General features: G+C 63.1%; 24 protein-coding genes. 12 read left to right on the top strand and 12 right to left on the bottom strand.

What is annotated here, in order from left to right; all coding sequences use genetic code 11:
* Positions 1–4 precede the first annotated feature (4 nt).
* From phnL to phnG, 6 genes are read right to left on the bottom strand one after another with little or no spacing between them, the layout of a single operon-like run.
* On the bottom strand, positions 5–772 hold the full coding sequence (phnL, locus tag PQQ95_RS05860; protein WP_408435723.1) for a phosphonate C-P lyase system protein PhnL: 768 nt from the start codon (positions 770–772) through the stop codon (positions 5–7).
* Positions 773–780: 8 nt separating this feature from the next.
* On the bottom strand, positions 781–1,551 hold the full coding sequence (gene phnK, locus PQQ95_RS05855; protein ID WP_408435721.1) for a phosphonate C-P lyase system protein PhnK: 771 nt from the start codon (positions 1,549–1,551) through the stop codon (positions 781–783).
* The gene (locus PQQ95_RS05850; RefSeq protein WP_408435719.1) at positions 1,548–2,471 is read right to left on the bottom strand and encodes an alpha-D-ribose 1-methylphosphonate 5-phosphate C-P-lyase PhnJ; all 924 of its coding nucleotides are present in this window, start codon (positions 2,469–2,471) and stop codon (positions 1,548–1,550) included. Before PQQ95_RS05850 ends, phnK begins: the two co-directional genes overlap by 4 nt.
* Positions 2,468–3,613, bottom strand: coding sequence for a carbon-phosphorus lyase complex subunit (locus tag PQQ95_RS05845; protein WP_408435717.1), 1,146 nt, complete (start codon positions 3,611–3,613; stop codon positions 2,468–2,470). Before PQQ95_RS05845 ends, PQQ95_RS05850 begins: the two co-directional genes overlap by 4 nt.
* Positions 3,613–4,284, bottom strand: a complete 672-nt coding sequence (phnH, locus tag PQQ95_RS05840) for a phosphonate C-P lyase system protein PhnH (RefSeq protein ID WP_408435715.1) — start codon at positions 4,282–4,284, stop codon at positions 3,613–3,615. Before phnH ends, PQQ95_RS05845 begins: the two co-directional genes overlap by 1 nt.
* The gene (gene phnG, locus PQQ95_RS05835) at positions 4,284–4,769 is read right to left on the bottom strand and encodes a phosphonate C-P lyase system protein PhnG (protein ID WP_408435713.1); all 486 of its coding nucleotides are present in this window, start codon (positions 4,767–4,769) and stop codon (positions 4,284–4,286) included. Before phnG ends, phnH begins: the two co-directional genes overlap by 1 nt.
* Before the next feature lie 181 nt (positions 4,770–4,950).
* On the opposite strand from phnG, the gene phnF reads away from it, so the two are divergent.
* From phnF to phnN, 3 genes are read left to right on the top strand one after another with little or no spacing between them, the layout of a single operon-like run.
* On the top strand, positions 4,951–5,709 hold the full coding sequence (gene phnF / locus PQQ95_RS05830; protein WP_408435711.1) for a phosphonate metabolism transcriptional regulator PhnF: 759 nt from the start codon (positions 4,951–4,953) through the stop codon (positions 5,707–5,709).
* Positions 5,706–6,452, top strand: a complete 747-nt coding sequence (locus tag PQQ95_RS05825) for a DUF1045 domain-containing protein (RefSeq protein ID WP_408435709.1) — start codon at positions 5,706–5,708, stop codon at positions 6,450–6,452. The genes phnF and PQQ95_RS05825 overlap by 4 nt, the downstream gene beginning before the upstream one ends.
* 2 nt (positions 6,453–6,454) lie before the next feature.
* Positions 6,455–7,036 carry a phosphonate metabolism protein/1,5-bisphosphokinase (PRPP-forming) PhnN gene (phnN, locus tag PQQ95_RS05820; RefSeq protein WP_408435707.1) on the top strand — a complete coding sequence of 194 codons (582 nt, stop codon included), beginning with the start codon at positions 6,455–6,457 and terminating at the stop codon, positions 7,034–7,036.
* Between the two features lie 6 nt (positions 7,037–7,042).
* On the opposite strand, the gene PQQ95_RS05815 is transcribed toward phnN, so the two are convergent.
* A complete protein-coding gene (locus tag PQQ95_RS05815; protein ID WP_408435705.1) occupies positions 7,043–7,951 on the bottom strand; it encodes a LysR family transcriptional regulator in 909 nt (302 codons plus the stop codon).
* Positions 7,952–8,080: 129 nt separating this feature from the next.
* Here PQQ95_RS05815 and PQQ95_RS05810 point away from each other — a divergent pair, with 129 nt between their 5' ends.
* Together PQQ95_RS05810 and PQQ95_RS05805 are read left to right on the top strand one after the other, a co-directional pair.
* Entirely contained in the window at positions 8,081–9,271 is a 1,191-nt protein-coding gene (locus PQQ95_RS05810) for a M20 aminoacylase family protein (protein ID WP_408435703.1), read from the top strand.
* Positions 9,272–9,359: 88 nt separating this feature from the next.
* Positions 9,360–10,661, top strand: a complete 1,302-nt coding sequence (locus PQQ95_RS05805; RefSeq protein ID WP_408435701.1) for an MFS transporter — start codon at positions 9,360–9,362, stop codon at positions 10,659–10,661.
* Between the two features lie 93 nt (positions 10,662–10,754).
* On the opposite strand, the gene PQQ95_RS05800 is transcribed toward PQQ95_RS05805, so the two are convergent.
* From PQQ95_RS05800 to PQQ95_RS05785, 4 genes are all read right to left on the bottom strand, one after another.
* Positions 10,755–11,579 carry an IclR family transcriptional regulator gene (locus PQQ95_RS05800; protein WP_408435699.1) on the bottom strand — a complete coding sequence of 275 codons (825 nt, stop codon included), beginning with the start codon at positions 11,577–11,579 and terminating at the stop codon, positions 10,755–10,757.
* A 301-nt stretch (positions 11,580–11,880) separates the two neighbouring features.
* Complete coding sequence (locus PQQ95_RS05795) at positions 11,881–14,934, bottom strand: efflux RND transporter permease subunit (RefSeq protein WP_408435697.1); 3,054 nt, start codon at positions 14,932–14,934, stop codon at positions 11,881–11,883.
* Between the two features lie 12 nt (positions 14,935–14,946).
* Positions 14,947–16,098, bottom strand: a complete 1,152-nt coding sequence (locus tag PQQ95_RS05790; RefSeq protein WP_408435695.1) for an efflux RND transporter periplasmic adaptor subunit — start codon at positions 16,096–16,098, stop codon at positions 14,947–14,949.
* A gap of 131 nt (positions 16,099–16,229) precedes the next feature.
* Positions 16,230–17,735 carry an efflux transporter outer membrane subunit gene (locus PQQ95_RS05785; RefSeq protein ID WP_408435693.1) on the bottom strand — a complete coding sequence of 502 codons (1,506 nt, stop codon included), beginning with the start codon at positions 17,733–17,735 and terminating at the stop codon, positions 16,230–16,232.
* A 400-nt stretch (positions 17,736–18,135) separates the two neighbouring features.
* On the opposite strand from PQQ95_RS05785, the gene PQQ95_RS05780 reads away from it, so the two are divergent.
* From PQQ95_RS05780 to pcaF, 7 genes are all read left to right on the top strand, one after another.
* Positions 18,136–18,840 carry a FadR/GntR family transcriptional regulator gene (locus tag PQQ95_RS05780; protein WP_408435691.1) on the top strand — a complete coding sequence of 235 codons (705 nt, stop codon included), beginning with the start codon at positions 18,136–18,138 and terminating at the stop codon, positions 18,838–18,840.
* A gap of 53 nt (positions 18,841–18,893) precedes the next feature.
* Positions 18,894–19,784: an L-threonate dehydrogenase gene (gene ltnD / locus PQQ95_RS05775; RefSeq protein WP_408435689.1), complete on the top strand. Its 891-nt coding sequence runs from the start codon at positions 18,894–18,896 to the stop codon at positions 19,782–19,784.
* Between the two features lie 14 nt (positions 19,785–19,798).
* On the top strand, positions 19,799–21,109 hold the full coding sequence (otnK, locus tag PQQ95_RS05770; protein WP_408435687.1) for a 3-oxo-tetronate kinase: 1,311 nt from the start codon (positions 19,799–19,801) through the stop codon (positions 21,107–21,109).
* Positions 21,106–21,768: a 3-oxo-tetronate 4-phosphate decarboxylase gene (gene otnC / locus PQQ95_RS05765; protein ID WP_408435685.1), complete on the top strand. Its 663-nt coding sequence runs from the start codon at positions 21,106–21,108 to the stop codon at positions 21,766–21,768. Before otnK ends, otnC begins: the two co-directional genes overlap by 4 nt.
* Before the next feature lie 216 nt (positions 21,769–21,984).
* Positions 21,985–22,773, top strand: a complete 789-nt coding sequence (gene otnI / locus PQQ95_RS05760) for a 2-oxo-tetronate isomerase (RefSeq protein WP_408435683.1) — start codon at positions 21,985–21,987, stop codon at positions 22,771–22,773.
* Positions 22,774–22,801: 28 nt separating this feature from the next.
* Positions 22,802–23,782 carry a D-erythronate dehydrogenase gene (gene denD, locus PQQ95_RS05755; RefSeq protein WP_408435681.1) on the top strand — a complete coding sequence of 327 codons (981 nt, stop codon included), beginning with the start codon at positions 22,802–22,804 and terminating at the stop codon, positions 23,780–23,782.
* A 462-nt stretch (positions 23,783–24,244) separates the two neighbouring features.
* A complete protein-coding gene (gene pcaF / locus PQQ95_RS05750) occupies positions 24,245–25,447 on the top strand; it encodes a 3-oxoadipyl-CoA thiolase (RefSeq protein ID WP_408435679.1) in 1,203 nt (400 codons plus the stop codon).
* Positions 25,448–25,615: 168 nt separating this feature from the next.
* Here pcaF and PQQ95_RS05745 read toward each other — a convergent pair whose 3' ends face one another.
* The gene (locus PQQ95_RS05745; RefSeq protein ID WP_408435677.1) at positions 25,616–25,864 is read right to left on the bottom strand and encodes a hypothetical protein; all 249 of its coding nucleotides are present in this window, start codon (positions 25,862–25,864) and stop codon (positions 25,616–25,618) included.
* Positions 25,865–25,944: the final 80 nt, after the last annotated feature.

Below are 25,944 nucleotides of genomic sequence, written 5' to 3'. Positions count from 1 at the left end.
TCAATTAGTGACGTAGCGGCGGCTGGAGTTCGAGACGGCGCGTGGCCACCTTGTTGCGGGTATCTTCGTCATGAAAGATGCCGACGATCGCCGCGCCACGCTCGCGCGCTTCGACGATCAGATCGGCGACCACGTCGCGGTTCTCCGCGTCGAGCGAGGCCGTGGGTTCGTCGAGCAGCAGCAGCGGATGCCCGGCGATCAAACCGCGGGCGATGTTCACGCGTTGTTGTTCGCCGCCGGAGAAGGTGGCGGGCGCGAGCGACCACAGTCGCTTGGGCACGTTCAGCCTCGCCAGCAGCTCGGCCGCGCGCGCACGGGCTTCGTCTTCCGCTACGCCGCGCGACAGCAGCGGTTCGGCGACGAGCGTGAGCGTCGGCACGCGCGGGATCACGCGCAGAAACTGGCTGACGTAGCCGACCACGCCGCGGCGCAGTCGCAACACGTCGTGCGGTTCGGCGCCGGTGATCGATACCGGCAGCCCGTCATTCGCTGCCGCGTCGCGAATGACAATCGAACCCGAGCTGGCCAGGTAGTTGCCGTACAAACAGCGCAGCAGCGTACTCTTGCCCGCGCCTGAAGGCCCAACCAGCACGACACACTCGCCGCGCTCGACATCGAGCGAGACATTGGCGAGCGCTTCGATCTGCACGCCGCCCTGGCCGTGCAGCGTGAAGGTCTTGCCGATGCCCACCGCGCGCAGCATCAATGCGTTGTTCTCGATGAACGCGCGTTCGGCGGCGTGGGATTCCCTGCTTGTTTCAATGGATCGCATTGTGAGCCTCAAACCGGCAGAACCGAGGAAACCAGCGTTTGTGTGTACGGGTGTTGCGGATCGTCGAGCACCTGGTCCGTCAGGCCGGACTCGACCACTTCACCGCCTTGCATGACCATCAAACGATGCGCCAGCAAACGCGCCACGCCGATATCGTGCGTCACGATCAGCACCGACAGATGCAGCGTGGACGTCAGCGTGCGCAGCAAATCGAGAAGACGTGCCTGCACCGAGACGTCGAGGCCGGCGGTGGGCTCGTCCATGAAAACAAGCCGCGGCCCGGTGACGAGATTGCGTGCGATCTGCAAACGCTGCTGCATGCCGCCGGAAAACGCCGCCGGAAATTCGTCGATGCGGGTGGCGTCGAGTTCGACGCGCTCCATCCATTGCGTTGCAGTGTGACGGATATCGCCATAGTGGCGGGCGCCGACGGCCATCAACGGTTCGCCGATATTCGCGCCGGCGGAGACGCCGCTGCGCAGGCCGTCGCGCGGATTCTGCTGCACGAAGCCCCACTCGGTGCGCATCAACAGGCGCCGGCGCGGTTCGGACAGGGCGAGCAGATCGAGCTTTTCGCCGTGCGTGGCCGTGTAATGAAGCGAGCCGCTATCGGCTTCGGTTTTCAGGGCGAGGGCATTGAGCAGCGTGCTCTTGCCCGAACCGGATTCGCCGACGATGCACAGCACTTCGCCCGGATACAGATCGAAGCTGATGTTCCTGCAGCCGTTGCGGCCACCAAATTGTTTGGTGAGCGAACGGGCGCTCAACAGCGGCGTCATGCGGTTTCTCCTTTGCGTGCTTCGTATGACGGCAGTTCGAGATCCTGATCGCCGCGGCGTTCGTGGCAGTAATCGCTATCCGAGCAGACGAACATGCGCTTGCCGGCATCGTCGACGATCATTTCGTCGAGGAAGCTTTCCGTCGATCCGCACAGCGCACACGCGTGCTGCCACTTCTGCACTTCGAACGGATGATCGTCGAAGTCGAGACTGCGCACGGGGGTGTACGGCGGGATCGCGTGAATGCGCCGTTCGCGGCCGGCGCCGAACAATTGCAGCGCGGGGTTCATGTGCATCTTCGGGTTGTCGAACTTCGGGATCGGCGACGGCGAAGCCAGATAGCGGTTGTTGACGATCACCGGGTAGTCGTACGTGGTCGCGATGCTGCCGTGATGGACGATGTCCTCGTACAGCTTCACGCTGATCAGGCCGTAATCGGCCAGGGCGTGCAGCTTCTTGCATTCGGCGACACGCGGCTCCAGACGAAATAGCGGCTCGGGCATCGGCACCTGATAAACCAGAATCTGCTTGTCGGTGAGCGGCGCTTCGGGAATCCGGTGACGTGTCTGGATGATCGTCGCTTCGGTCGTGCGGCGCGTGGTCGCCACGCCCGTGGTGCGTGCGAAGAAGCGGCGGATGTTGACTGCGTTGGTGGTTTCGTCGGAGCCCTGATCGATGACCTTCAGCGTGTCGTTCCTGCCGATGATCGCCGCGGTCACCTGAATGCCGCCCGTGCCCCAGCCATACGGCAACGGCATTTCCCGCGAGCCGAACGGCACCTGATAGCCCGGCACGGCGACGGCCTTGAGCAACGCGCGGCGCAGCATGCGCTTGGTCTGTTCGTCGAGGTAGGCGAAGTTGTAGCCGTCCGCGGCGCTGTCGTATGACGCGGTGGTGAGAGAGGTGGCCGGCGCGTTCATGCGGCTTGCTCCTGCTGATCGTGATCCTGACGCTTTCCCTGATCCTGGCCTTCTGCGCTGTGTTGCGCCCGCAGACGCCGCACGAGTTCGAGTTCGGACTGGAAGTCGACGTAGTGAGGCAGCTTCAGATGCTGAACGAAGCCGGATGCTTCGACGCTATCGCTATGCGAGAGCATGAATTCGATGTCCTGCGTCGGCGAGGCGAGCGTTTCGCCGAGTTCTTCGGCACGCAGCGCGCGGTCCACCAGCGCCATCGCCATCGCTTTGCGTTCCGAGTGTCCGAACGCGAGACCATAGCCTTGCGTGAAAGTAGGCGGCACGTCGCCGCTACCGGCAAACTGGTTGATCATCTGGCATTCGGTGACATCGATGTCGCCGATTTCAACGGCTTCACCCAGTTCGTCGAGTTCCATTTCGACGGTGATCGTGCCGAAGCGGATCTCGCCAGCAAACGGATGCGTGTGCGCGTAGCCCCGTTGGGTGGCGTAGCCCATGGCGAGCAGGAAGCCTTCGTCGCCGCGCGCGAGATTCTGCAAGCGCGTGGCGCGGTTCGCGGGAAATGCCAGCGGCTCGCGCGAGAGGTCACCGGGTTCCTGCGCGTCCGGCGTGGGGCGTTCCTGTTCGATCAGGCCTTCCTTGTCGAGCAGCGTGACCACGCGCGGCATGGCTTCAGTTGCGGGCTGAGCGGTCTGAATGGACGATGGGGTTGCGGCGGCATCGGTTCCGGCATCGCCTTCGGCGAGCAGCGCGAAATCCAGCAGACGCTGCGTGTAGTCGTAAGTCGCGCCGAGCAATTGACCGCCCGGCACGTCCTTGAACGTTGCCGAAATACGGCGTTCGACTTGCATGGCTTCCGTGTCGATTGCCTGCGTATAACCGAAACGCGGCAGCGTAGTGCGGTATGCGCGCAGCAGAAAGATTGCTTCGACCAGATCGCCTGCGGCCTGCTTGATCGCGAGTGCGGCGAGTTCTTCGTCGTAGACCGAGCCTTCGGTCATCACTCGCGCAACGGCAAGGCGCAATTGCTCGCGAATCTGCGCGACGCTGAGTTCGGCCAGCCGCGTATCGCCGCGGCGTGCCTTGTCGAGCAGACGCCACGACGCTTCGATCGCGCGTTCTCCACCCTTGACGGCAACGTACATCAGTTCACCTTCGCTTGAGTTGTGCGCGGCAAGCCAATCAACGTGCTGCCGCAGACGAGATAACAATCGATGCCGCACGGAAAGAGCGGCGCGAGGGCGGCGCGTTCGCGCCAGAAGTGCTCGGGCAGACCGACCGGCGCGATCGTCGTGGTGTGCTGAATGCCGGGGCCGCTCAGCACGACCGGTGCGCCACCTGTCAACGCTTCAACGCGGATCAGCAACGTTACCGAGTTCTCGGGCGATTCCGCTTCGCCGAGTGCAAAGCTCTCCAGCGCCGGCATCGCGTTGGCGTCGTGGATATAGGCGAAGGCGGCAAGTCCCGGTTCGTCGACGAGCGGCGCGCCGGTGTGAAAGCGCAATGCCGAGCCCAGCGCCGTATCGGGTTGCGCGAGCCACACGGGTGTGGCGTAGTCGCACAGGGTCAGCAGCGCGGCGAATGCAGCGAGCGCGGCCGGGGTTGCCCGAACCTCCGGCAAACCGTTTTCGACCACGCCGACCGTACCCGGACGCGACAGCGCATCGAGCAGCGTGCGGAATACCGCCTGGGTGTCGCGGACGGGGTCCGCGAAACCGGGTGTTAGTGTTGATAATGAGGTAGACAACGAGGTAGACAATGACGTGGACGGCGAGGTGGGCAATGAAGCGGACAATGCAATCTGCGAGTTTTCCATCAGTCGCCTCTGACCATTGTGAAGAATTCGACGCGTGTAGCGGCGGCGTCCTGTCTGCGCACGGCGCGTTGCCCGGCTTGCTGTTCGGCAAACGGCTCGATCAATTGCTGGTGCAAGACGGTGTGATGCTCGGGCATTTGCAGCAGCGCATCGGCCAGCGCAGCCAGTTCGGCGCGGCGGCGGTCGCGGCCCAGATGGCACGCCACGCCGACGGCTGCGGTTGCGTCCCCCGTGACGCGCAAGCGCAGCGTGGCGCGCGTGACCGTGGCTTCGCCGAGATTGAACGGGTCGCCGCTGCCGCCGACGCGGCCGCGCACCATCGCGAGACCGATTTCGGGTGGCCGCAGCCAGTCGTAAGCAGGGGGGGGGACGCCTTGCAGCGCGCGTTGCAGCGCGGCTTCGAGATCGGCGCGCGGGGTGCGGGCCAGCACGGCCATCCATGCGCGCCGCGTGGCGGAGGAAGGTGAGGCGGAGGTGGCGCTCATCGAAATTCCTGTTGATCCAGCGAGTGGACATTTAAGCATCTATTCATCTAAACGTCTAGACGTTTAAGGGTATGCTTGCCGGGCGTTGTCGTGCGTGGCCACCATTTCACATTTCCATCATGGCTTGCGCACTACAATGCATGGCATAGAGAATATTGGAACCCAAGGGAATGACAGCACCATGACATCGAACGACAACGCGACGTCGGGCACACTGCTCGAACGCGGCGCGGGCGTTGCCGTCTGGCGGCAGATCGAACAGATTCTGGCGGCGGAAATTGCCGCGAGCGGCTTCGGCGAAGACGGCCGTTTGCCGAGTGAGGGCGAACTGGCCAAACGCTTCGACGTGAACCGCCATACCGTGCGCCGGGCCATGCTCGGTTTGGCCGCATTGGGGCTCGTGAGCGTCGAGCAGGGGCGTGGCACGTTCGTGCAGCCCGGTGCGATCGACTATACGATCGGCCGGCGCACGCGGTTTACAGAAAACTTGCGGCAGCAGCATCACGCGGCGGCGGGCACGATGCTGTCGGCGGCGCGGGTGAAGGCCGAACCGAATGTCGCGAAGGCGCTCAGCCTGCGGGCGGGCACGGCGGTTTACCGGATCGAAACGCTGCATGAATCAGATGGCGTACCGCTCACGTTCGCGCGCAACTGGTATCCGGCCGCGCGTTTTCCGGACTTTCCGGACGTGCTGGAACGTACCGGCGGCGTGACCAAGGCCATGGCCGAATTGGGCGTAACCGATTATCTGCGCAAATGGAGCCGTATCGGCAGCGTGTTGCCGGAGCCGGAAGTGGCGCGGCGTTTGAATATCAACCGGCAGCAGCCGGTGTTGTGGGTCGAAAACGTCGACGTCGATCTGGAAGGCACACCGATCAAATACGGCTTCACGCATTTTGCGGCGGACCGTGTGCAACTGCTGGTGGAGCACGAAGTATGAGCGCCGCGGTGGGCAACACCGGCGATCAGATCGAATGGAGCACCGGCGCGCGTTTCGCGGTCTATTACGCGCCGTCGCGCGAGTCGGCATGGTGGCGCGCCGGTTCGGCATGGCTGGGGCGTGACGCGGAAAGCGGCGAGCGATGCGCCGCGCCGCAACCGGAAGGCCTGGCGCGTCCACTGGCGGAGCTAACCGAAGCGCCGCGCCGTTATGGTTGGCACGGTACGCTGGTCGCGCCGTTTCGGCTCGCTGAAGGCGTATCCCAGCAGGACGTGCTGAATGCGACGCGTCAATGGGCAAAGACGCAAAGCCCATTCGCGTTGGCGGTCGAAGCCGCGACGCTTGGCGATTTCGTCGCACTGCGTCCGGCGGATCAGAGTGGTGAGGCGAACATTGGCGCTGTCGCTGCGAGTGCGTTGCGCTCGCTCGACGCACTGCGCGCCAGACCGTCCACGGCCGATCTCGCGCGCCGTCTCGCCGCGCCGTTGAGTGAACGGCAACGTGCGCTGCTGATCGAATGGGGCTATCCGTACGTCTTCGACGAATTCCGTTTTCACATGACGCTATCCAGTTCGCTCGCCGATGCCGATGAGCGCGCAACGCTGGTGGCCTGGTGGCAGGCGCAAACGCCCGCACTCGGGCCGCTCGCTGTCGATCACGCGGCGCTCTTTGTCGAACCCGCGCCCGGTGAGCCGTTTGTTCTGTGGCAGCGCATGCCGTTTCAAACCCGTGAGGTGAAGTGACAATGGCAGGTCGTCTGATCTATGTGATGGGGCCGTCCGGCGCGGGCAAGGATTCATTACTGAGTTTCGCGCGCAGCCGCCTGATGGGCGAGCCGATTCTGTTTGCGCATCGCTACATCACGCGGCCGAGCGGCAACGGCGAAGCGCATGTTGCATTGAGCGTGGAAGAATTCGCCGCGCGTTCGGTACTCGGTCTGTTCGCGCTCGAATGGTCGAGCCATTCGCTGCGTTACGGCATCGGTATCGAACTCGATGCATGGCTTGCACGCGGTTGCACGGTTGTCGTCAACGGATCGCGTCAGCATTTGCAGCATACGCTGGCGCGTTATCCGCACACGGAAGTCGTGCATGTGGACGCCGCGCCGCATATTCTCGAAGCACGCCTGGGCGCGCGGGCGCGTGAGTCGGCGGAACAGGTTGCGGCCAGACTTGCACGACGGGCGCCGTTTTCATTGCCGGACGGACTTCGGTGCACGAAGATCGATAACTCCGGGGCGCTGGAAGAGGCGGGCCACGCGTTGATTGCTTTTTTGCAGGCGGAAGCGGATATTCCCGACGTTCACCCTATCCGCCGCATTCGATAAATTCGACTACCCGGCCGCCGCCATCCGCTCCCGGGTCGCTTCCTGCAAACACGACACAAACTGCAGCACCGCTGGCGTGGGCAGCAAATCGCGCCGCGAAATGATGCTCAGATCGTAACTTGGCAGGGCCTCTTCAATCTGCGCGATGCGTATCCCCAGCGGCGCGACCATCTGCGCAAGCGGCCGCGTAAAGCAGCCGATCACATCGGTTTGCGACACCAGTCCGAGCGTCACCGCGAACGACGACGGCGCCCGCACCAGCCGCTTCGGCACCGGCAACCCATGCGCGTTGAACATCGCCATCATCACGCTGTGCGGAAAGTGATCCGCGCCCACGGTTACGATCCATTCCGCGTCGAGCAATTCGTGGAGACGCGTGACGTTCGCCAGCGGATGCCCTGCGCGCATCGCCACGACGAACTGCGTCGAGTAGAGCGGCGCCTGCACCAGATCGCTGTCGAGCGCCTGCACGTGATGGATCGCCGCGATATCGAGCGCGCCGTTACGCAAACGCGCGACGGCGTCCGGAATCGTGACTTCTTCCAGATGCAGATTCACCAGCGGCATCGCGCGGCGAAACTTCGAAACCGCATGGGGCAGCGCGGTCAACGCGATCGAGGGCATCGTGCCCACGCTCACCTTGCCGGCCAATTCCCCCTTCACCTGTTCGACCGCTTCGACGGTGCGACGCATATCGCCAAGCAACTGTTCGGCGCGCGGCAACAGCGCAAGCCCGCATGCCGTCAACTCGATGCCCCGCACGCTGCGCACCATCAACTCGGCATTCAACGCGCTTTCCAACTCGCGAATCGAATGCGTGACGGCCGGTTGCGTCACGCCAAGCTCGCGCGCGGCGGCACGCAGACTGCGATGATGGGCGGCAGCGACGAACGCTTGCAGTTGTTGGAGCTTCATAGGGTAATCACGTATATAAAGCTTGTTAATCGGGGTGAAAAAAACAGCATCTTATTCGAACAAAACGGCGTGGCTATAGTGCTTGCCTGTTGGCCGCGTGACGCGGTGTGAATTCCCATGGAGCGATAGATGAGCGAAGCTGCGCGTTTTACCGAAGTGTCCGACCTGGCGCCTGCAACCGAGAGCCTGCGCGAGATCCGCCATCACATCCATCACCATCCGGAGCTTGCCTACGAGGAAGTGCAAACCGGCGCACTGGTCGCTGAGAAGCTCGAACAATGGGGCTGGCAGGTCACGCGCGGGGTCGGTCAAACCGGCGTGGTGGGCACGCTGAAGGTAGGCAGCGGCACGCGCAGCATCGGCATTCGCGCCGATATGGACGCGCTGCCGATCATCGAGCAAACCGGTTTGCCGTATGCGAGCGGCACGCACGGCAAGATGCACGCATGCGGCCACGACGGCCACACGACGATGCTGCTCGGCGCCGCACAGCACCTTGCCTCCACGCGCAATTTCTCGGGCACCGTGCATCTGTACTTCCAGCCGGCCGAAGAGAGCGGCATCGACAGCGGCGCGATGAAGATGATCAACGACGGCCTGTTCGAGCGCTTCCCATGCGACGCCGTGTTCGGTTTGCACAACCATCCGGGTGAGGAGCCGGGGGTGATGCTGTTCCGCAAGGGGCCGTTCATGTCGGCGGGCGACAAGGCGATCATCACGATCGAAGGCGTCGGCGGCCATGCGGCGCGTCCGCATCTGACGGTCGATCCGGTGGTGGTGGCGGCGAGCATCGTGATGGCGTTGCAGACGATCGTCGCGCGTAACGTGGACCCATCGCAGCCGGCGGTGGTGACGGTCGGCTCGATGCATGCGGGCACCGCGAACAACGTGATCTCGAGCAGCGCGAGGCTGGAATTGAGCGTGCGTTCGTTCAGCCCCGAAGTGCGCACGCTGCTGAAAAAACGCATTACCGAACTCGCCGAAAGCCAGGCCGCGAGCTATGGCGGCAAGGCGGTAGTGGAGTACATCGAAGGCTATCCGGTAGTAGTCAATTCGGATGCCGAAACGGAATTCGCGGTGAAGGTAGCGCGCGAGCTGGTCGGTGACGACAAGGTGGTCGAGCAGACCGACATCCTGATGGGTAGCGAAGATTTCGCCTTCATGCTGCAAAAACGGCCCGGCACATTCTTGCGGATCGGCAACGGGGCGGGCGAAGACGGCTGCATGGTGCACAACCCGCATTACGACTTCAACGACCGTAATTTGCCGGTCGGTGCGGCGTTCTGGACGCGGCTGGTGGAGCGGTATCTGGGGCAATGAAGGGCCTGAGGCGCCAATGAGCTGCCGATGAGCATGCATTGAGTTCGCACCGCCAGCCCTATAACGATAACGATGAGGAAGACCTGCGATGAACGCCACAACGGATGCGAGCCGCGCCATCGACACCACCCGAACCACCAGCCGCGGAGCAATTGCGGCAGCGGTGATCGGTAACTGGCTCGAGTTTTTCGACTTCACCGTGTACGGTTTTTTTGCCGTGATCATCGGTAAGCTGTTTTTCCCCTCTGCGGATCCAACGACCTCGCTGCTGTTGTCCGTGGCGACTTTCGCGGCAGGTTTCATCACGCGGCCGCTCGGCAGCGTGCTGCTCGGCGTGTATGCAGACCGCAAAGGCCGCAAGGCGGCGCTCAACCTGACCATCATGCTGATGGCGGTGAGCACCGGCATGATCGCGATTGCCCCGACGTATGCGCAGATCGGTCTCGCCGCGCCGCTGCTGATCGTGCTGGCGCGTCTCGTGCAAGGCTTCTCTCAGGGCGGCGAGTTCGGCGCGGCGACGTCCACCTTGCTGGAACAGGGCGGCGGCACGCGGCGTGGTTTTCGCGCCAGTTGGCAACTGGCGACGCAAGGTGGCGCGGCGCTCATGGGTTCAGGCATTGCGGCGGCGCTCTCGGCCGCAATGCCTAAGGAGTCGCTGGAAAGCTGGGGCTGGCGTATTCCGTTTCTGATCGGCGTGCTGATCGCGCCGGTCGGCATGTATCTGCGCCGACGTCTCGCGGACGATCCCGCAGGCGCGCACAGCCACGCTATTGAACGCGGCGTGCTGCACGAACTCTTCACCGAGCATCTGCGTCCGCTGTTGCTGATTACGCTCACGGTGATGGGCGGCACCGTCTCGACCTACATCCTGACCTTCTACATGCCGACCTATGCGATCCACACGCTCGGTCTGCCGATGTCGCTGTCGATGCTGGTCGGCGTTGCGTCGGGTTTCGTCATGCTCGTCACGTGTCCGTTGTTCGGCATGCTGTCCGATCGTATCGGCAGCCGTAAGCGGCCGATTCTGTTCGGGCGTGGCGTCCTGGTGTTGCTACTGTTTCCGGCCTTCATGCTGATCGACCGCTTTCCGCAGTTGCCCGTCATCATGTCCCTGACCGCGCTGATGCTACTGTTCTACTCGATGGGATCGGCGTCGGAATTCGCCTTAATGTGCGAGTCGTTCCCGCGGCGCGTGCGGGCCACCGGCATTTCGATCGCCTACGCGCTGAGTGTGTGCGTATTCGGTGGCACCGCGCAACTGGTTGCGACGTGGCTGATCAAACTGACGGGCAGCAAACTGGCGCCGGCTGGATATGTGGCCGCGTGCGTGGTGGTGTCGTTGATCGCGGTGTCGCTGCTGAAAGAGACGGGGGATAAGCCGATTGATTGACCTGTAACGTCGCCATGGCGGCGCCTCGCATTTGAAGGATGACGGACGCGCGTACGAGAAACGCGCGCCTCGATCGAAGGCGCCCGCGTGCACTCAACCGCGCCGGGCCACCATCTCCGACACCGTCTGCGCGGCCTGCTGCAGCGGCTCCAGAAACGCCTTCACCATCTGTTTGGCCGAATTGCGCTGAGCGTTGCCGCTGATGTTCATCGCCGCGATCACACGCCCTTGCCGGTTGCGAATCGGCGCGGACAGCGAAATCAAACCGCCTTCCAACTCCTGGTCAACAATCGCCCACCCTTGACGGCGCACCTGCGCAATCAGCTTTTTCAGCTCTTCCTTGTCGGTCACCGTGCGCGGCGTGTGCGCATAGAGCGGCGCTGAATTCAGGGTCGCCTCGAGCGTTTCGTCGTCGAGCGCGGCCAGCAGCACGCGGCCCATCGACGTGCAATACGCCGGCAGGCGGCTGCCGATCGACAGGTTGATGGTCATGATCTTGTGCGTCGGCACGCGCAGCACGTAGACGATCTCGGTGCGGTCGAGCACGGCCGCCGAGCAACTCTCGTGAACCTGCGCCGACAGATTTTCCATCACTGGTTCAGCGAGATTCCAGAACGGCATGGAGGTCAGATACGCGAAACCGAGGTCGAGAATCTTCGGCGTGAGGCGGAACAGGCGTCCTTCGGCCTCGACGTAGCCGAGTGTCTGCAGGGTCAGCAGAATGCGGCGCGCGCCGGCGCGTGTCAGGCCGGTGGCGGCGGCCACGTCGGTGAGCGTCTGTTCGGGGCGGGCGGCATTGAACGCGCGAATCACCGAGAGGCCTCGCGCGAACGACTGCACATACGAGTCGCCCGGCTTGTCCGAAGCCGGTTCGGCGCTGACGGGAACGGCAGAAGACGGCGGCAGGGCTTTGCTCATGGGCCTTGAAGAATGCGTTCGAAGAAGGGCGTATAGCGTTCGCGCGATCCGGCCGGCGCGATGCGGTGCAAAGGCGTGACGATAGCTCAAGCCTTCTGATTCGCCAACTTTGCCCGCTTCTGCCCTCCGGCCGCCGCGCTTGAAATCAGCGCTGTTAGAGATGCCTAAGCCATTGATTATATAAATAATTCGTCGGGTAGGATGACGTGGCCCTCGCTGCAAGTAAAGGTGGCCTGAGCGAGCCACGTTGCCCGAGTGCTCGCATGCCGGCCGCCGAAGTCCACCAGCGGCGAGTTAAACGCTAACCCGCCTTTTGCGCGCCGTCGTCCCGGTGATGATCGGCTGCGAGGAACATATACATTGCAGGTACCACGAACAACGTAAAGAGCGTGCCGATCGACAGCCCCGTAAAGATCACGAGTCCCATTGCATTGCGGCCCGCGGCGCCCGCTCCCGAGGCGACCACGAGCGGCACGACGCCCAGCACCATCGCCGCGGTGGTCATCAGAATCGGGCGCAGCCGTACGGCCGCTGCTTCTTCCTGGGCTTCGCGCTTCGACTTACCGGCGTGCTGCAGTTCGTTGGCGAACTGGACGATCAGGATGCCGTGTTTGCTGACGAGCCCCATCAGCGTGACGAGCCCGACCTGCGTGTAGATGTTCAGCGTCGTCAAGCCGATGTTGATGAAGATGAGCGCGCCGAACAGCGCCATGGGTACCGAAACCAGGATCACGATCGGGTCACGGAAGCTTTCGAATTGTGCGGCAAGCGCGAGGAACACGATGATCGTCGCGAGCATCAGCGTGATGACGAAGCCGCCCGATTCCTGCACGAACTGCCGCGACTGGCCCGAGTAGTCCGCTGCATAGCCTGCCGGTGCGACCTGGCTGGTCGCCTTGCGCAGAAAATCGAGCACCTCGCCTTGCGACACGCCCGGCACGATCACGCCTGAGATCGTCGCCGAGTTGAGTTGCTGGAAATGGTTGATCGATTCCGGCACGACATTGTGTTCGAGATGCGCAATCGTCGAAGCTGGAATGACACTGCCGTCCGGCGTGCGCAGGTAGTAATCGAGCACCTGTGAAGGATTCAGGCGGTCGGTCTGCAAGACCTGCGGAATCACCTTGTACGAGCGCCCGGCGATCGAGAAGTAGTTGACATAGCCGCCGCCGAGCGCCGACCCGAGCGCTTGCCCGACATCGCTCTGCGAGAGCCCGAGCGAGGCGACCTTGTCGCGGTCGACCACGAGCGTGGCTTCCGGTTTATCGAGTTTGAGATCGCTGTCGACGAAGAAAAACATCCCGCTCTCGCGGGCTTTTTGCAGGACCGCCTGCGAAACTTCATTGAGGTTTTCGAAAGGCTCGGTGGTGCTGATGACGAACTGCACCGGCAAACCCTGCGAGCCCGGCAGCGGCGGAAACTGGAACGCCGCGACGCGCGCCCCTGAAATCTGATTCCATTTCTGCTGCAATTCCTGCTGCAAGACGGCAGCGCTCTTGCTGCGCTGGTCCCACGTCTTGAACAGCACACCGCCGATCCCCTGGTTGAGCGTCGGCGCACCCGTGAGCTGGAACATCTGCGCGTATTCAGGCAGCGCTTTGGAGATATCGAACACCTGGTCCGCATACGTCTGCATCTGCTGGATGGTCGCGTTCGGCGGCCCCTGGATTTGCGACAGGACGATCCCCTGATCCTCCTCCGGCGCGAGTTCCGCTTTCGACGTCATGAACAGATAGACCGTGCCGCAGAGCAGCAGCGCGCCCATCACGGTGAACACGGGCCAGGTGTCGAGCGTCGCGTGCAGCAGACGGCCGTAGCCACGATGGATGCGTTCGAACTGGCGGTCGACGAAACGCGCGAAGCGCCCCGACTCCTGTTCCGCGCGGAAGAAGCGCGAGCACATCATCGGCGACAAGGTCAGCGCGATCACACCGGACACCGTCACCGCGCCGGCGAGCGAGAAGGCGAACTCGGTGAAGAGCGCGCCCGTCAGGCCGCCCTGAAAACCGATCGGCACATACACGGCGATCAGCACGACGGTCATGGCGAGGATCGGTCCGCCGAGTTCGCGCGCGGCGATCAGCGCGGCATCGAAGGGCGCCTTGCCTTCCTCCTTCATGTGACGATCGACGTTTTCGACGACGATGATCGCATCGTCCACGACGAGCCCGATCGCGAGTACGAGCGCGAGCAGTGTCAGCAGATTGATCGAATAGCCGAGCAGCTGCATCACGAAGAACGTGCCGACGAGCGACAACGGCATCGCGATCAGCGGCACGATGACCGCGCGGAAACTGCCGAGGAACAGGAAGATCACCGCCGTGACGATCAGCAGCGCTTCGACCAGCGTCTTGATCACCTCGTCGATCGCCGTGTTGACGAAATCGGTCGCGTCATAAACGATCTCCCCCGTCATGCCGGTCGGAAACTGCTTCTGCAGCCCGGGAAACACGGCCTTCACGCGTTTGGCGACGTCGAGGATATTGGCGTCCGGCGCGACCTTGATGCCGATGAACACCGAGCGCTTGCCGCTGAACGCGACGTTGAAGTCGTAGCTGTCGGCGCCGAGCACGACGTTCGCGACGTCTTCGAGGCGCACGATCGCGCCGTTTTTCTGCTTGATGACGAGTTGCTTGAAGTCGTCGACGGTATGCAGGTCCGTGCCCGCATTCAGGTCGACACTGACCATTTGGCCTTTCGTCGTGCCGAGTGTCGCGAGGTAGTTGTTGTTGCCGAGCGCCGTGAAGACATCGGTTGCCGTCACGCCGTGCGCGGCGAGCCGCGCCGAATCAAGCCACGCGCGCAACGCGAACTGCCGGCCGCCGAGTATTTCGGCGGTCTGCACACCTTCGATCGAATCGAGCTTGGGCTTGATGACGCGCAGCAGATAATCCGTAACGTTGTTGCTGGGCAGCACGTCGCTGTAGAAACCCATGTACATCGCGTCGGTGGTCTGCCCGGTCTCTACCGTCAGCACCGGCTGCTGTGCTTGCGGCGGCAACTGGTTGCGCACCGAGCCGATCTGCGTGTTGATTTCGGTCAGCGCGCGGTTCGCGTCATAGTTCAGGCGCAGTGTCGCGGTAATGGTCGAGACGCCGGTGCTGCTCGTCGACGACATATAGTCGATGCCTTGCGCCTGGGCGATCGCCGCTTCGAGCGGCTGCGTAATGAAACCGGCAATGGTGTCGGCGTTCGCGCCATAGTAGGCGGTGCTGATCGTCACGACGGCGTTTTCGGTTTGCGGATACTGGCTGACTTTCAGGGTGGCCAGCGCGCGCAGTCCGAGCACGAGAATCAACAGGCTGACCACCGATGCAAGCACGGGCCTTCGGATAAAGAGATCGGTGAATGTCATCGCGCGGTCTCTCTATTGTTCCTGCGGCGTCGGATTCGCATTGTCCGACGGCTGCACGCTGTTGTTGATGATGAGCGGCGTGCCGTTCTTGAGCTTGAGTTGCCCGCTCGTCACGACCTGCGTACCGGCGTCGACACCTTTAAGGATTGCAACCTGATCGCCGCGCGTGGGCCCTGGCGTGACGAACACCTGCTGTGCGACGGGCAGTGTCTTGCCCTGCGCGTTGGCCTGCGTGCCCGGTTTGACGACGAACACCGTTGCGCCATAGGGGTTGTAGGTGATGGCCGTTTGCGGCAGCGTCAGATAGCGCTGTTCGGCGCCCGCGTCGATTTTCACATTCGCGTACATGCCCGGCAGCAGCTTGCGCTCATGATTGTCCACGCTGGCTTCGATCTGCACGTTGCGCGTGGCGCTGTCGACTTTCGGACTCAGCGACTGGATCTTGCCCACGAACGTCTGCCCGCTAAATGCGTTGGTGTCGACCACGATAGTCTGGCCGATCGCGAGCTGGCCGAGTTGCTGTTGCGGCAGGTAGAAATCGGCGTAGATCGGATCGATTGCTTGCAGCGTGACGATCGCATCGCCCGGATTGATGTATTGGCCGGGATTGATGGTGGTGATGCCGAGGCGGCCCGCAAACGGCGCGCGGATGGTTTTCTTGTCGACGAGCGCGGCCTGTTGCGCGACTTGCGCCTTCTTGCCCTTCAGGTCGGCGGCGTCCGCGTCGAGTTGCGCCTTGGCGATCGCCTTGATGTCGTACTGCGCCTTGTCGCGCGTGTAGACCGTCTGCGCGAGTTCTGCCGCGGCCTGGAGCGACTGCAGCAGCGCCACGTCGCTGTCGGCATTGAGTCTGACGAGCACTTGCCCGGCTTTCGCTTCCTGCCCCGAGCTGAACGCCACCTCGCGCACGAGGCCCGCGACTTCGGTGGTGACGTCGACGCCGCGCACGGCGCGCAGGCTGCCGACCGCCGCAAGCTGCGGCTGCCACGACTGATAGCCGGCGACGACCGCCGAAACGGTGGCGGGCGGCGCCGCGTTGCCGGCCATGAACTTGGCGAACATATACGAGCGGAACTGGTTGAAGCCGACGAGCGCGGCCAGCAGCAGGCCGACACAGATCAGCATGATTACCATCCGCTTCGTCATCGGTTTTCTTTCGGTCATCGTGTTGTCCTTGCACGGCATTGGGCGAAGCGCCGGACCTTGCATGCCTTCGTTTCTGATTGCGTATGTTGCAAAGAGCGGTGCAGCGAGTGTTTTGCCGGGTTGCGTCAACGTGTCGTTGCGTCAATGCGTCAATGCGTCGTTGTGGCAGCGGCCGGCGCGGCGGCATTCCACCAGCCGCCACCCAGCGCCTGGAAGAGGGCCGCCGTGTCGGCGTAGCGGGACGCCTGCGCCTGCGCGAGACTCACCACCGTTTGCAGATACTGGCGTTGGGCATCGAGAAGCGCCAGATAACTCACGCCGCCGACGCGATACTGCCCGCGCGTGAGTTCCAGTGAATCGCTGGCGGAGCGCCAGGCATCCGTCTGCGCTTTCAGGCCGGTCGCGTCGTGATCGAGCGCGCGCAGCGAGTCCGCGACGTTCTGGAATGCCAGCAGCACCGTTTCACGATATTGCGCATCGGCCTGCTCGTACGCCGCTTCGGCGGCGCGCTTCTGCGCGCTCAGTTGTCCGCCGTGAAAGACCGGTTGCAGCAGGCCGGCGCCCAGGCTCCAGATCGTGCTGCCGGCCTTGAACACCTGCGCCGGTGTCAGGGCTTCGGCGCCGTAGCTGGCGGACAGCGTGATCTGCGGATACATCGCCGCGGTCGCTACGCCGATTTGCGCGCTGGCCTGGTGCAGTACGGCGTCGGCAGCGAGGATGTCGGGCCGCTGCTGCACCAGTGCCGACGGCAGGCTCACAGGCAGCGTCTCGGGCAACGAAAACATTTCGAGCCTGAATTCAGGCAACGTGGCGTCGCTGGGCAGTTTGCCGGCCAGCACGGCGAGCTGATGGCGCACCTGGTCGAGTTGTTGTTGCAGTGGCGGCAGCGTGGCGCGAGTTTGCGCCAGGAGAGTTTGCTGCGCGAGCACCGCCGTGCGGCCCACGCCCCCCAGTTCGAACTGCTTGCCGAGTACGCCCAGTTGCTCGTCTTCTTCCGCGGCGATTCGCCCGGTTGCTTCGATCTGCGCGCGCAGCGACGCTTCCCTGACGGCGGCGGTCACGATGTTGGCGGACATCGCGAGATAGGCGGCCTGCAACTGGAAACGCTGGTAATCGATTTGCGCGTGCAACGCTTCGAGTTCGCGCCGTGCGCCGCCGAACACGTCGAGTTTGTACGACACGTTCACTGACGCGTTGTAGAGATTGAACTCATCGATCACGCCGGGCTCGCCGAACGCAATGCCGTTCAGTTTTTCGCGCGTGGCGCCTAGTTGAGCGTCGACGCTGGGCAGAAGGGTGCCGCCGGCTTGCGCCGAGAAGTTTTCGCGCGCCTGCCGCAATGCGGCTTGCGCCGCGGCGATGTTTGGACTGTTGACGAGCGCCTGGCGGATCAGCGCGTCGAGCGGTTCGCAATGAAAGAGCGCCCACCAGGCGGCGGGAATGTCCTGTCCCGGCACAAAGCGCTGCGGCAAGCCGGCGGCCCCTGGAGAAGAGGCTGTTTGGTCGGGCAGCGGCGCGGCGGTGTAGGTGTCGGTAGCGGGTGCGGGGGGCGTGCGGTAGTTCGGGCCGACCATGCAGCCGGCGACTGCGGCGCAGCCGCATAACGCGACGCATAGGCGCCGCTGCCGGACAATACGCTGGATAACGTCGATCATCGATCCACCTTATGCCGCCTGCGTTTAACTTGAACGAAGGAGCGGACGCGGATAGTCAGGCAACGTGAACTTTTAATGTTTCGTTTCCTGACGCCGGAATTTATATCACGCGGGACATATCTACGCTTAGCCTAGCATGGCCGATCGCTGCGCTTGCGCACGAGATCACGTAGTCGGTGCGCCTGCACCCGGCTCGCGAAGCCGTCGCTTTTTCGATGAAAGCATTGAACCCGGTGTGGATGTCGCCGGGACATCCGAATCAAAGAGGTCGCTTCGATTCTCGCCTTCGACTCCTCCTTTAGCCGCCGCGACCACGCCCGAAAAGCTTAGGGTTTGCATGGATGCAGTCAATGCTCCAAATTTGTATGATGACCCTACAACATGATCCATTGGGGCGTCCGTGTTCGACAAGATTCCTGTCCGTGCACTGAGCGATACCGTCGCGCAGCAGTTGCTCAAGCAGATCGACAAAGGCGCCTTCGCGCACGTCGGCAAGCTGCCGACCGAGGCCGTGCTGGCGCAGCAGTTTGGCGTGAGCCGCACGGTCATTCGCGAGGCGATTTCGCGGCTGAAGAACGAGGGGGTGGTCGAACCGCGCCAGGGCAGCGGGGTGTTCATCGCCGCCCACGGCACGATCAGGCCGCTGCGCATCGACTATGCAGAAGCGGTGGAAGCGGGCTCGGTGCTGCAAATCCTCGCGCTACGGCGGGCAATCGAGGCGGAAGTCGCCTCGGAAGCCGCCATGCGCCGCAGCGACGCTGACATGATCTCGATCGACACCGCCCTTGCGAGGATCGACGAAGCGGTGGCCGAAGGCGAGAACGGCGTCGCCGAAGATGTCGCTTTCCACCGCGCAATCGCCGCGGCTACCGGCAATCCGTATTTCCTCAAGACGCTCACCTTCCTGAATCAGTACCTCGAAGCCGGCACCCAGGTCACCCGTCGCAACGAAGCGCTACGCGACGATTTCTCGCGTCAGGTGCGTGAAGAACATGTGGCCATTGTTGCGGCGATCCGGGCTGGTGATCCGACGGCGGCGCGTGACGCGGCGAGCGCCCATATGAACAACGCGGCACGGCGACTCGCGGAAGCGGGCATTTGTTGAGCCGAGCTGAACGGGATCGGGGCGCTCACGGCTAATCAATGTAGAGGTCAGGCATGTCCAGAAATGTTGGTGTTATCGGTCTCGGAGCGATGGGCATGGGCGTCGCGCGCTCGCTGCTGGGCGCGGGTTTTCAGGTCCATGCGTGCGATCTGCGCAACGAAATCCTGCAAGCGTTCGTGGCGGCCGGTGGTATCGGCTGTGCGTCGCCGGCCGAGCTGGGTGCGCAATGCGAGGTAGTCGTCACGCTGGTCGTGAATGCGGCCCAAACCGAAACAGTGCTGTTCGGCGCGCAAGGCGCGGTCGCCGCGATGAAACCCGGCAGCGTGGTGATTGCGAGCGCGACCGTGGCGCCTGACTTCGCGATCGAACTCGGCAAACGTGTCGAAGCGGCCGGTTTGCAGATGCTCGACGCGCCGGTGTCCGGCGGCGCGGCGCGCGCCGCGTCCGGCGAAATGACGATGATGACGTCCGGCCCGGACGCTGCCTATGCCGCATGCGAGGACGTGCTGGCCGCGATGGCGGGCAAGGTCTATCGGCTGGGGCCGGCGCACGGCGCGGGTTCGAAGGTGAAGATCATCAATCAGCTGCTGGCCGGCGTGCATATCGCCGTGGCCGCCGAGGCGATGGCGCTCGGTTTGCGCGAAGGCGTCGATCCCGATGCGCTGTACGAAGTCATCACGCATAGTGCGGGCAATTCGTGGATGTTCGAGAACCGCGTGCCGCATATTCTCAGTGGCGATTACACGCCGCTCTCGGCAGTCGATATCTTCGTGAAAGATCTCGGCCTGGTGCTCGATACCGCGCGCCGCTCGAAATTCCCGTTGCCGTTGTCGGCGGCGGCGCATCAGATGTTCATGATGGCGTCGAGCGCGGGACATGGCGGCGAGGACGATGCCGCGGTGATCAGGATCTTCCCCGGCATTGACTTGCCGCCGGCGAAGTAAGCGCGGAGCGTGCCATGACCACTCCGTCCAGACGCGCGCTGCTCGGCTGCATCGCCGACGATTTCACCGGCGCCACCGATCTCGCCAACATGCTGGTGCGCGGCGGCATGCGCACGGTGCAAACCATCGGCGTGCCCGCGTCGAACGATGTTATTGAAGCCGATGCGCTGGTCGTCGCGCTGAAGTCACGCACGATTCCCGCTGCCGACGCGGTCGCGCAATCGCTCGCCGCACTCGACTGGTTGCTCGCCCAAGGATGCCGCCAGTTCTTTTTCAAATACTGCTCGACCTTCGATTCGACCGACGCCGGTAACATCGGTCCGGTTACGGATGCCTTGCTCGACGCATTGTCCATTGACGCTGGCGCGACGGCGTTCACGATTGCCTGTCCGGCGTTTCCCGAGAACGGCCGCACGATCTATCGCGGTTATCTGTTCGTCGGCGATGCGTTGCTGAACGAATCGGGTATGGAAAACCATCCGCTGACGCCGATGCGCGACGCGAACCTCGTGCGCGTGCTGCAGCGGCAGACCGGATCGAAAGTCGGCCTCGTGCGTTACGACACCGTGGCAAAAGGCGTGTCGGCGGTACGCGAATCGTTCACTGCACTAGGCGGCGACGGCGTGCGAATGGCGATTGCCGACGCGGTGTCGGACGCGGATCTATACGTGCTCGGCGAGGCGTGTGCCGACCTCACGCTAATCACTGGCGGCTCCGGCATCGCGCTAGGTTTGCCCGCCAATTTCCGCCGCGCCGGTTTGCTCGCGGCAGGCAACGATGCCGCGCAATTGCCGCGCGTCGAAGGATTGTCGGCGGTGCTGGCTGGCAGCGCCTCGAAAGCGACCAACGCGCAAGTGGCGCTCTGGCGCGAAACACGGCCCGCGTTTCGCATCGATCCGTTGGCGGCGGCACGTGGCGAACCGGTAGTCGAGCAGGCGCTGGCTTTTGCGCAACAGTACCTGGATAAAGCCGAGCCCATGTTGATCTACGCCACCGCCACGCCCGACGAAGTCAAAGCGGTGCAACGCGAACTCGGCGTCAACGAAGCGGGACATCTGGTCGAATCCACACTGGCGTCGATCGCACGAGGTTTGCGCGAACGCGGCGTGCGCAAGTTCGTAGTGGCGGGCGGCGAAACCTCGGGCGCGGTGGTTCAGGCGCTCGGCGTGCATACGCTGCGGATCGGTGCGCAGATCGACCCCGGTGTGCCCGCTACCGCGACGCCGGATGCCGAGCCGCTCGCACTCGCATTGAAATCCGGCAACTTCGGCGCGCTCGACTTTTTCGAAAAGGCGCTGCGTCACCTCGAAGGAGCCGCACAATGACCGGCACGCCCGCACTTCACACGACGAACGAAGCACGCGTGCGCGAAGAAATTTGCGTGACCGGTGCAAGTCTCTATCAGCGCGGCTATACGGTGGGCAGCGCGGGCAATATCAGCGCGCGCCTCGACGACGGCTGGTTAATCACGCCTACCGATGCCTGCCTTGGCCGGCTCGATCCAGCCGATATCGCCAAGGTCGATTTCGACGGTCATAGGGTGTCGGGCGGCAAGCCATCGAAAACGCTGGCGCTGCATCAGGGCATCTATGCACGCAACGGCGAGGCGCGTGGCATCGTCCACACGCATTCGACTCATCTGGTTGCGTTGACGCTCGCCGGCGTATGGCGCGACGACGATGTTCTGCCGCCGATCACGCCGTACTACGTGATGAAAGTGGGCCACGTCCCCCTGATTCGTTATAAGCGCCCCGGTGACCCGCAAGTAGCCGGGCAGATCGCCGCGCTCGCGGATACCGTTCGTGCGGTTTTGCTCGAGCGCCTCGGCCCGGTGGTGTGGGATCGTTCAGTGGCGCAGGCGTCGTATGCGCTTGAGGAACTCGAAGAGACCGCCCGCCTGTGGCTGATGACAAATCCGCGGCCCGCGCCGCTCGACGACGCGGCGCTCGAAGAACTTCGGACGGTGTTCGGCGCGCGTTGGTAGACGTCGGCAAAAGCAACGCCAGGTGGCGCTGCCACGCTGGCAGCTTGAACCTGTTTCGGATGATCGGTGTGATTGCAGCCTGGCTCAAGGAGATGAAACCAGTCAATTGCGAAATCGAAATCTTGCGCGCGAAGCCCTGCATTTGTGGCAGCTTGCGCGCGCAGAACCCAACCGAGCCCAACCGAACTGAATTGAACTGTTTAAGGAGTTGCCGCCATGCCTCGCTTCGCCGCTAACCTGACCATGATGTACAACGAGCACGCGTTCCTGGACCGTTTCGCCGCTGCGGCAAAAGACGGCTTCAACGCAGTCGAATTTCTATTCCCCTACGATTTCCGTGCCGGAGAAATCAAGGCGCGGCTCGACGCGAATGGTCTGACTCAGGCGCTCTTCAATGCGCCGCCCGGCGACTGGGCCGCGGGCGAACGCGGCATTGCTTCGCTGCCGGGTCGCGAAGACGAATTTCGCCGCGGCATTGAAACCGCCCTCGATTACACGCGTGTGCTCGGCAATCGCAAACTGCATGTGATGGCCGGTTTGATCGGTGCGGATCAGCCGCGGGCGAAGCATCGTGAGGTATATCTGAAGAACCTCGCCTATGCCGCCAAGACCGCGCAGGAGGACGGCATTACCGTCGTGATCGAGCCGATCAATACGCGCGATATGCCGGGCTTCTTTCTGAACCGCCAGGACGACGCGCAGGCGATTTGCGCGGAAGTGGGCGCGCCGAATCTCAAGGTGCAGTTCGATTGCTATCACTGCCAGATCGTTGAAGGCGACCTTGCGATGAAACTCAAGCGCGATATGGCAGGCATCGGCCATATTCAGGTCGCGGGCGTGCCGGAGCGTCACGAGCCCGATATCGGCGAGCTGAATTATCCGTATCTGTTCGATCTGATCGACACGCTGGGCTACGACGGCTACATCGGTTGCGAATACCGGCCGCGCGCCGGCACGTCGGCCGGACTCGGCTGGCTCAGGCCGTATCTGAACGCCGCCCGCTAACCAGAACAAAACAAGGACAAAGCCCATCATGAAAGTACTGATTACCGGCGGCGCGGGTTTTCTCGGCCAGCGTCTCGCGCGCGAACTATTGGCGCGCGGTTCGGTGAAGGATGAGCATGGCAAGCCGCAAGCGATTACCGAACTGGCACTGCTCGACGTGGTGCAGGGAAGCGATTTCGGCGACAACCGCGTGCGTACAGAAGTGGGCGATATCGCCGAGCGCAACGTGTTCGAGCGCGTGATCGACGGCAGGACATCCGCCATCTTTCATCTTGCCGCGATAGTGAGCGGACAGGCCGAGGCGGATTTCGATCTCGGCATGCGTATCAATCTGGACGCATCGCGCCTGCTGCTGGAAATTTGCCGGCAACGTGGGCACACTCCGCGCGTGGTGTTCACGAGTTCAGTGGCTGTGTACGGCGGCAACCTGCCCGAGGTCGTGCAAAACGACACCGCACTGAATCCGCAATCGTCGTACGGCGCGCAGAAGGCGATCGCGGAGTTGTTGCTCAACGATTACACGCGGCGGGGTTTTGTCGACGGCCGGGTGTTGCGGCTGCCCACCATTAGCGTGCGTCCGGGTAAGCCGAATGCGGCGGCGTCGTCGTTCGCGAGCGGCATCATTCGTGAGCCGTTGAACGGCGAAACGGCGGTGTGCCCGGTAGCGGGCACGACGCGTTTGTGGCTGCTGTCACCGCGCAAGGCCATCGAAAGCCTGATCGGCGGACTCGAACTCGATTCCGCTGCGCTCGGCAGCCAGCGCGTGCTGAATCTGCCGGGGATTTCGGTGAGCGTCGACGAGATGGTGGCCGCGCTGCGCGAAGTGGCAGGGGACGAGACCGCGAAGCGGATCGTGTGGGAGCCGGATGCGCGGGTGGAGAAGATCGTCGGCAGTTGGCCGGGGCAGTGGGACACCTCGCGTGCCGAACGGCTCGGATTGACCGGCGACCGCAGCTTCGCCGACGTGATTCGCAGTTATATCGCGGACGAAGGTATTCAGGTTCGTTGACAACGCGCGTGTTGGGGCCGGTATTTCAGCCGCATCCCGGACAGCGGCACGACCCAAAAGCCTCGTGCCGGCAGGCGTAAGCGCACACTTGCCGGCATGAGCGCATCAAACTTCAGACCTTTTGGCGGGTCATGGCCGAACGCCATCGGCCTGCAGATATTCCCTGGTTCGAGGCTGGCTTTGCTTGACATGGTTTCGCGCACACGCCTATTATCGAGTCCAGGTTGTTCGATATATGACCTTGTGTTCGTATAAAGAACAAATGGCTGCGATCCTGAGCCCATCGTTCATTATCCTGCGCTAAGCTGATCGGTCGCGACGGCTGCCATGTGACCGTTCCCGTTGCATCAGCCGGGTCGATGTCGCACGGTATCCAGCGCGCGCCAGACACAAGCGGCCAGCGCCGCTCACGGCTATCCGCCAGCGGCGCGGCGCATGCAGTTCACCAACTGGAGACATCACATGACCGAAGCATTCCTGTGCGACGCGATTCGCACCCCTATCGGCCGCTATGCGGGTTCGCTGTCGTCGGTACGCGCCGACGATCTGGGCGCGGTGCCGCTCAAAGCGCTGATGGAGCGCAACAAGGACGTCGACTGGAACGCGATCGACGACGTGATCTACGGTTGCGCGAACCAGGCCGGTGAAGACAACCGCAACGTTGCGCGCATGTCGTTGTTGCTGGCCGGTTTGCCGCAAGCTGTGCCGGGCTCGACGGTAAACCGCCTGTGCGGCTCGGGCATGGACGCCGTCGGCATCGCCGCGCGCGCGATCAAGTCGGGCGAGGCCGCGTTGATGCTGGCCGGCGGCGTCGAAAGCATGAGCCGTGCGCCGTTTGTGATGGGCAAGGCCACCAGCGCGTTTTCGCGCCAGGCCGATATCTTCGACACGACGATCGGCTGGCGTTTCGTGAACCCGTTGATGAAGCAGATGTACGGTGTCGATTCGATGCCCGAGACTGGCGAAAATGTCGCCACCGACTACAAGATCAGCCGTGCCGATCAGGACGCGTTTGCGCTGCGCAGTCAGCAGAAAGCGGCGCGCGCGCAACGCGATGGCACGCTCGCGCAGGAAATCGTCGGCGTGACGATCGCGCAGAAGAAGGGCGATCCGATCACCGTCTCGCAGGACGAACACCCGCGCGAAACGAGTCTGGAAGCGCTTGCCAAACTGAAGGGCGTGGTGCGTCCGGACGGCACGGTCACGGCGGGTAACGCGTCGGGCGTGAACGACGGCGCGGCGGCGTTGCTGCTTGCCAACGAAGAAACCGCAAAGCGCTTCGGCCTCACGCCGCGTGCGCGCGTGCTGGGTATCGCGACGGCCGGCGTCGCGCCGCGCGTGATGGGCATCGGCCCGGCGCCGGCTACGCAGAAATTGCTGGCGCGCCTGAATATGACCATCAACCAGTTCGACGTGATCGAACTGAACGAAGCATTTGCCTCGCAAGGCATTGCTGTGCTGCGCGCGCTCGGCGTCGCGGACGACGACGCGCGCGTGAATCCGAACGGCGGGGCGATCGCGCTGGGCCACCCGCTTGGCATGAGCGGCGCGCGTCTGGTGACCACCGCGATGTACCAGCTGCACCGCACGCAAGGCCGTTTTGCCCTGTGCACGATGTGTATCGGCGTCGGTCAAGGCATCGCGATCGCGATCGAACGTGTGTAATGGTTTAGCGCTTGTGCAGGGATGCGTTACAGCGTCTTGAGTGTCGACGTTTCGCTGATGGCGCTGCACTGGCCGCATGATGAACAGCCCCTTCGCTCCGGCGACGGGGCTGTTTTATTTTGCGCGGCGCATGAATTCACTGGCCATTGAATGGGTGTTTAATCGATGTTAATTTAGCTTCTCATTGCGTTGCGGCAAATGCCCTTGATAAAAATAAAAATATCGGACTGTCATGCAGTATGTATTTAATGCTTTATGCATGGCATGTATCGTCGCTCTATATGGATGGCCCGGCGGGGTAAGGCCGAACGGCCAATCGGCCACTCCCTTTGCGACGCCGCGCTGCGGCAGCTTGCAATATGCCGTCCGCTGATTTGAGAAGCGCAATATAAATAATCGTAGCTTCTTGTCAGCCATGTACAATCATTGCGCCGTACCCATTTAGTCATTGTCAGTCTGAAGCCGTATGCATTCGTGGCGTTAATCGGCATCCTGCG

The organism is Paraburkholderia caffeinilytica (genome assembly GCF_046030355.1).
Lineage (GTDB): Bacteria > Pseudomonadota > Gammaproteobacteria > Burkholderiales > Burkholderiaceae > Paraburkholderia > Paraburkholderia caffeinilytica_B.
This window is presented reverse-complemented; position numbering and strand designations above follow the sequence as displayed.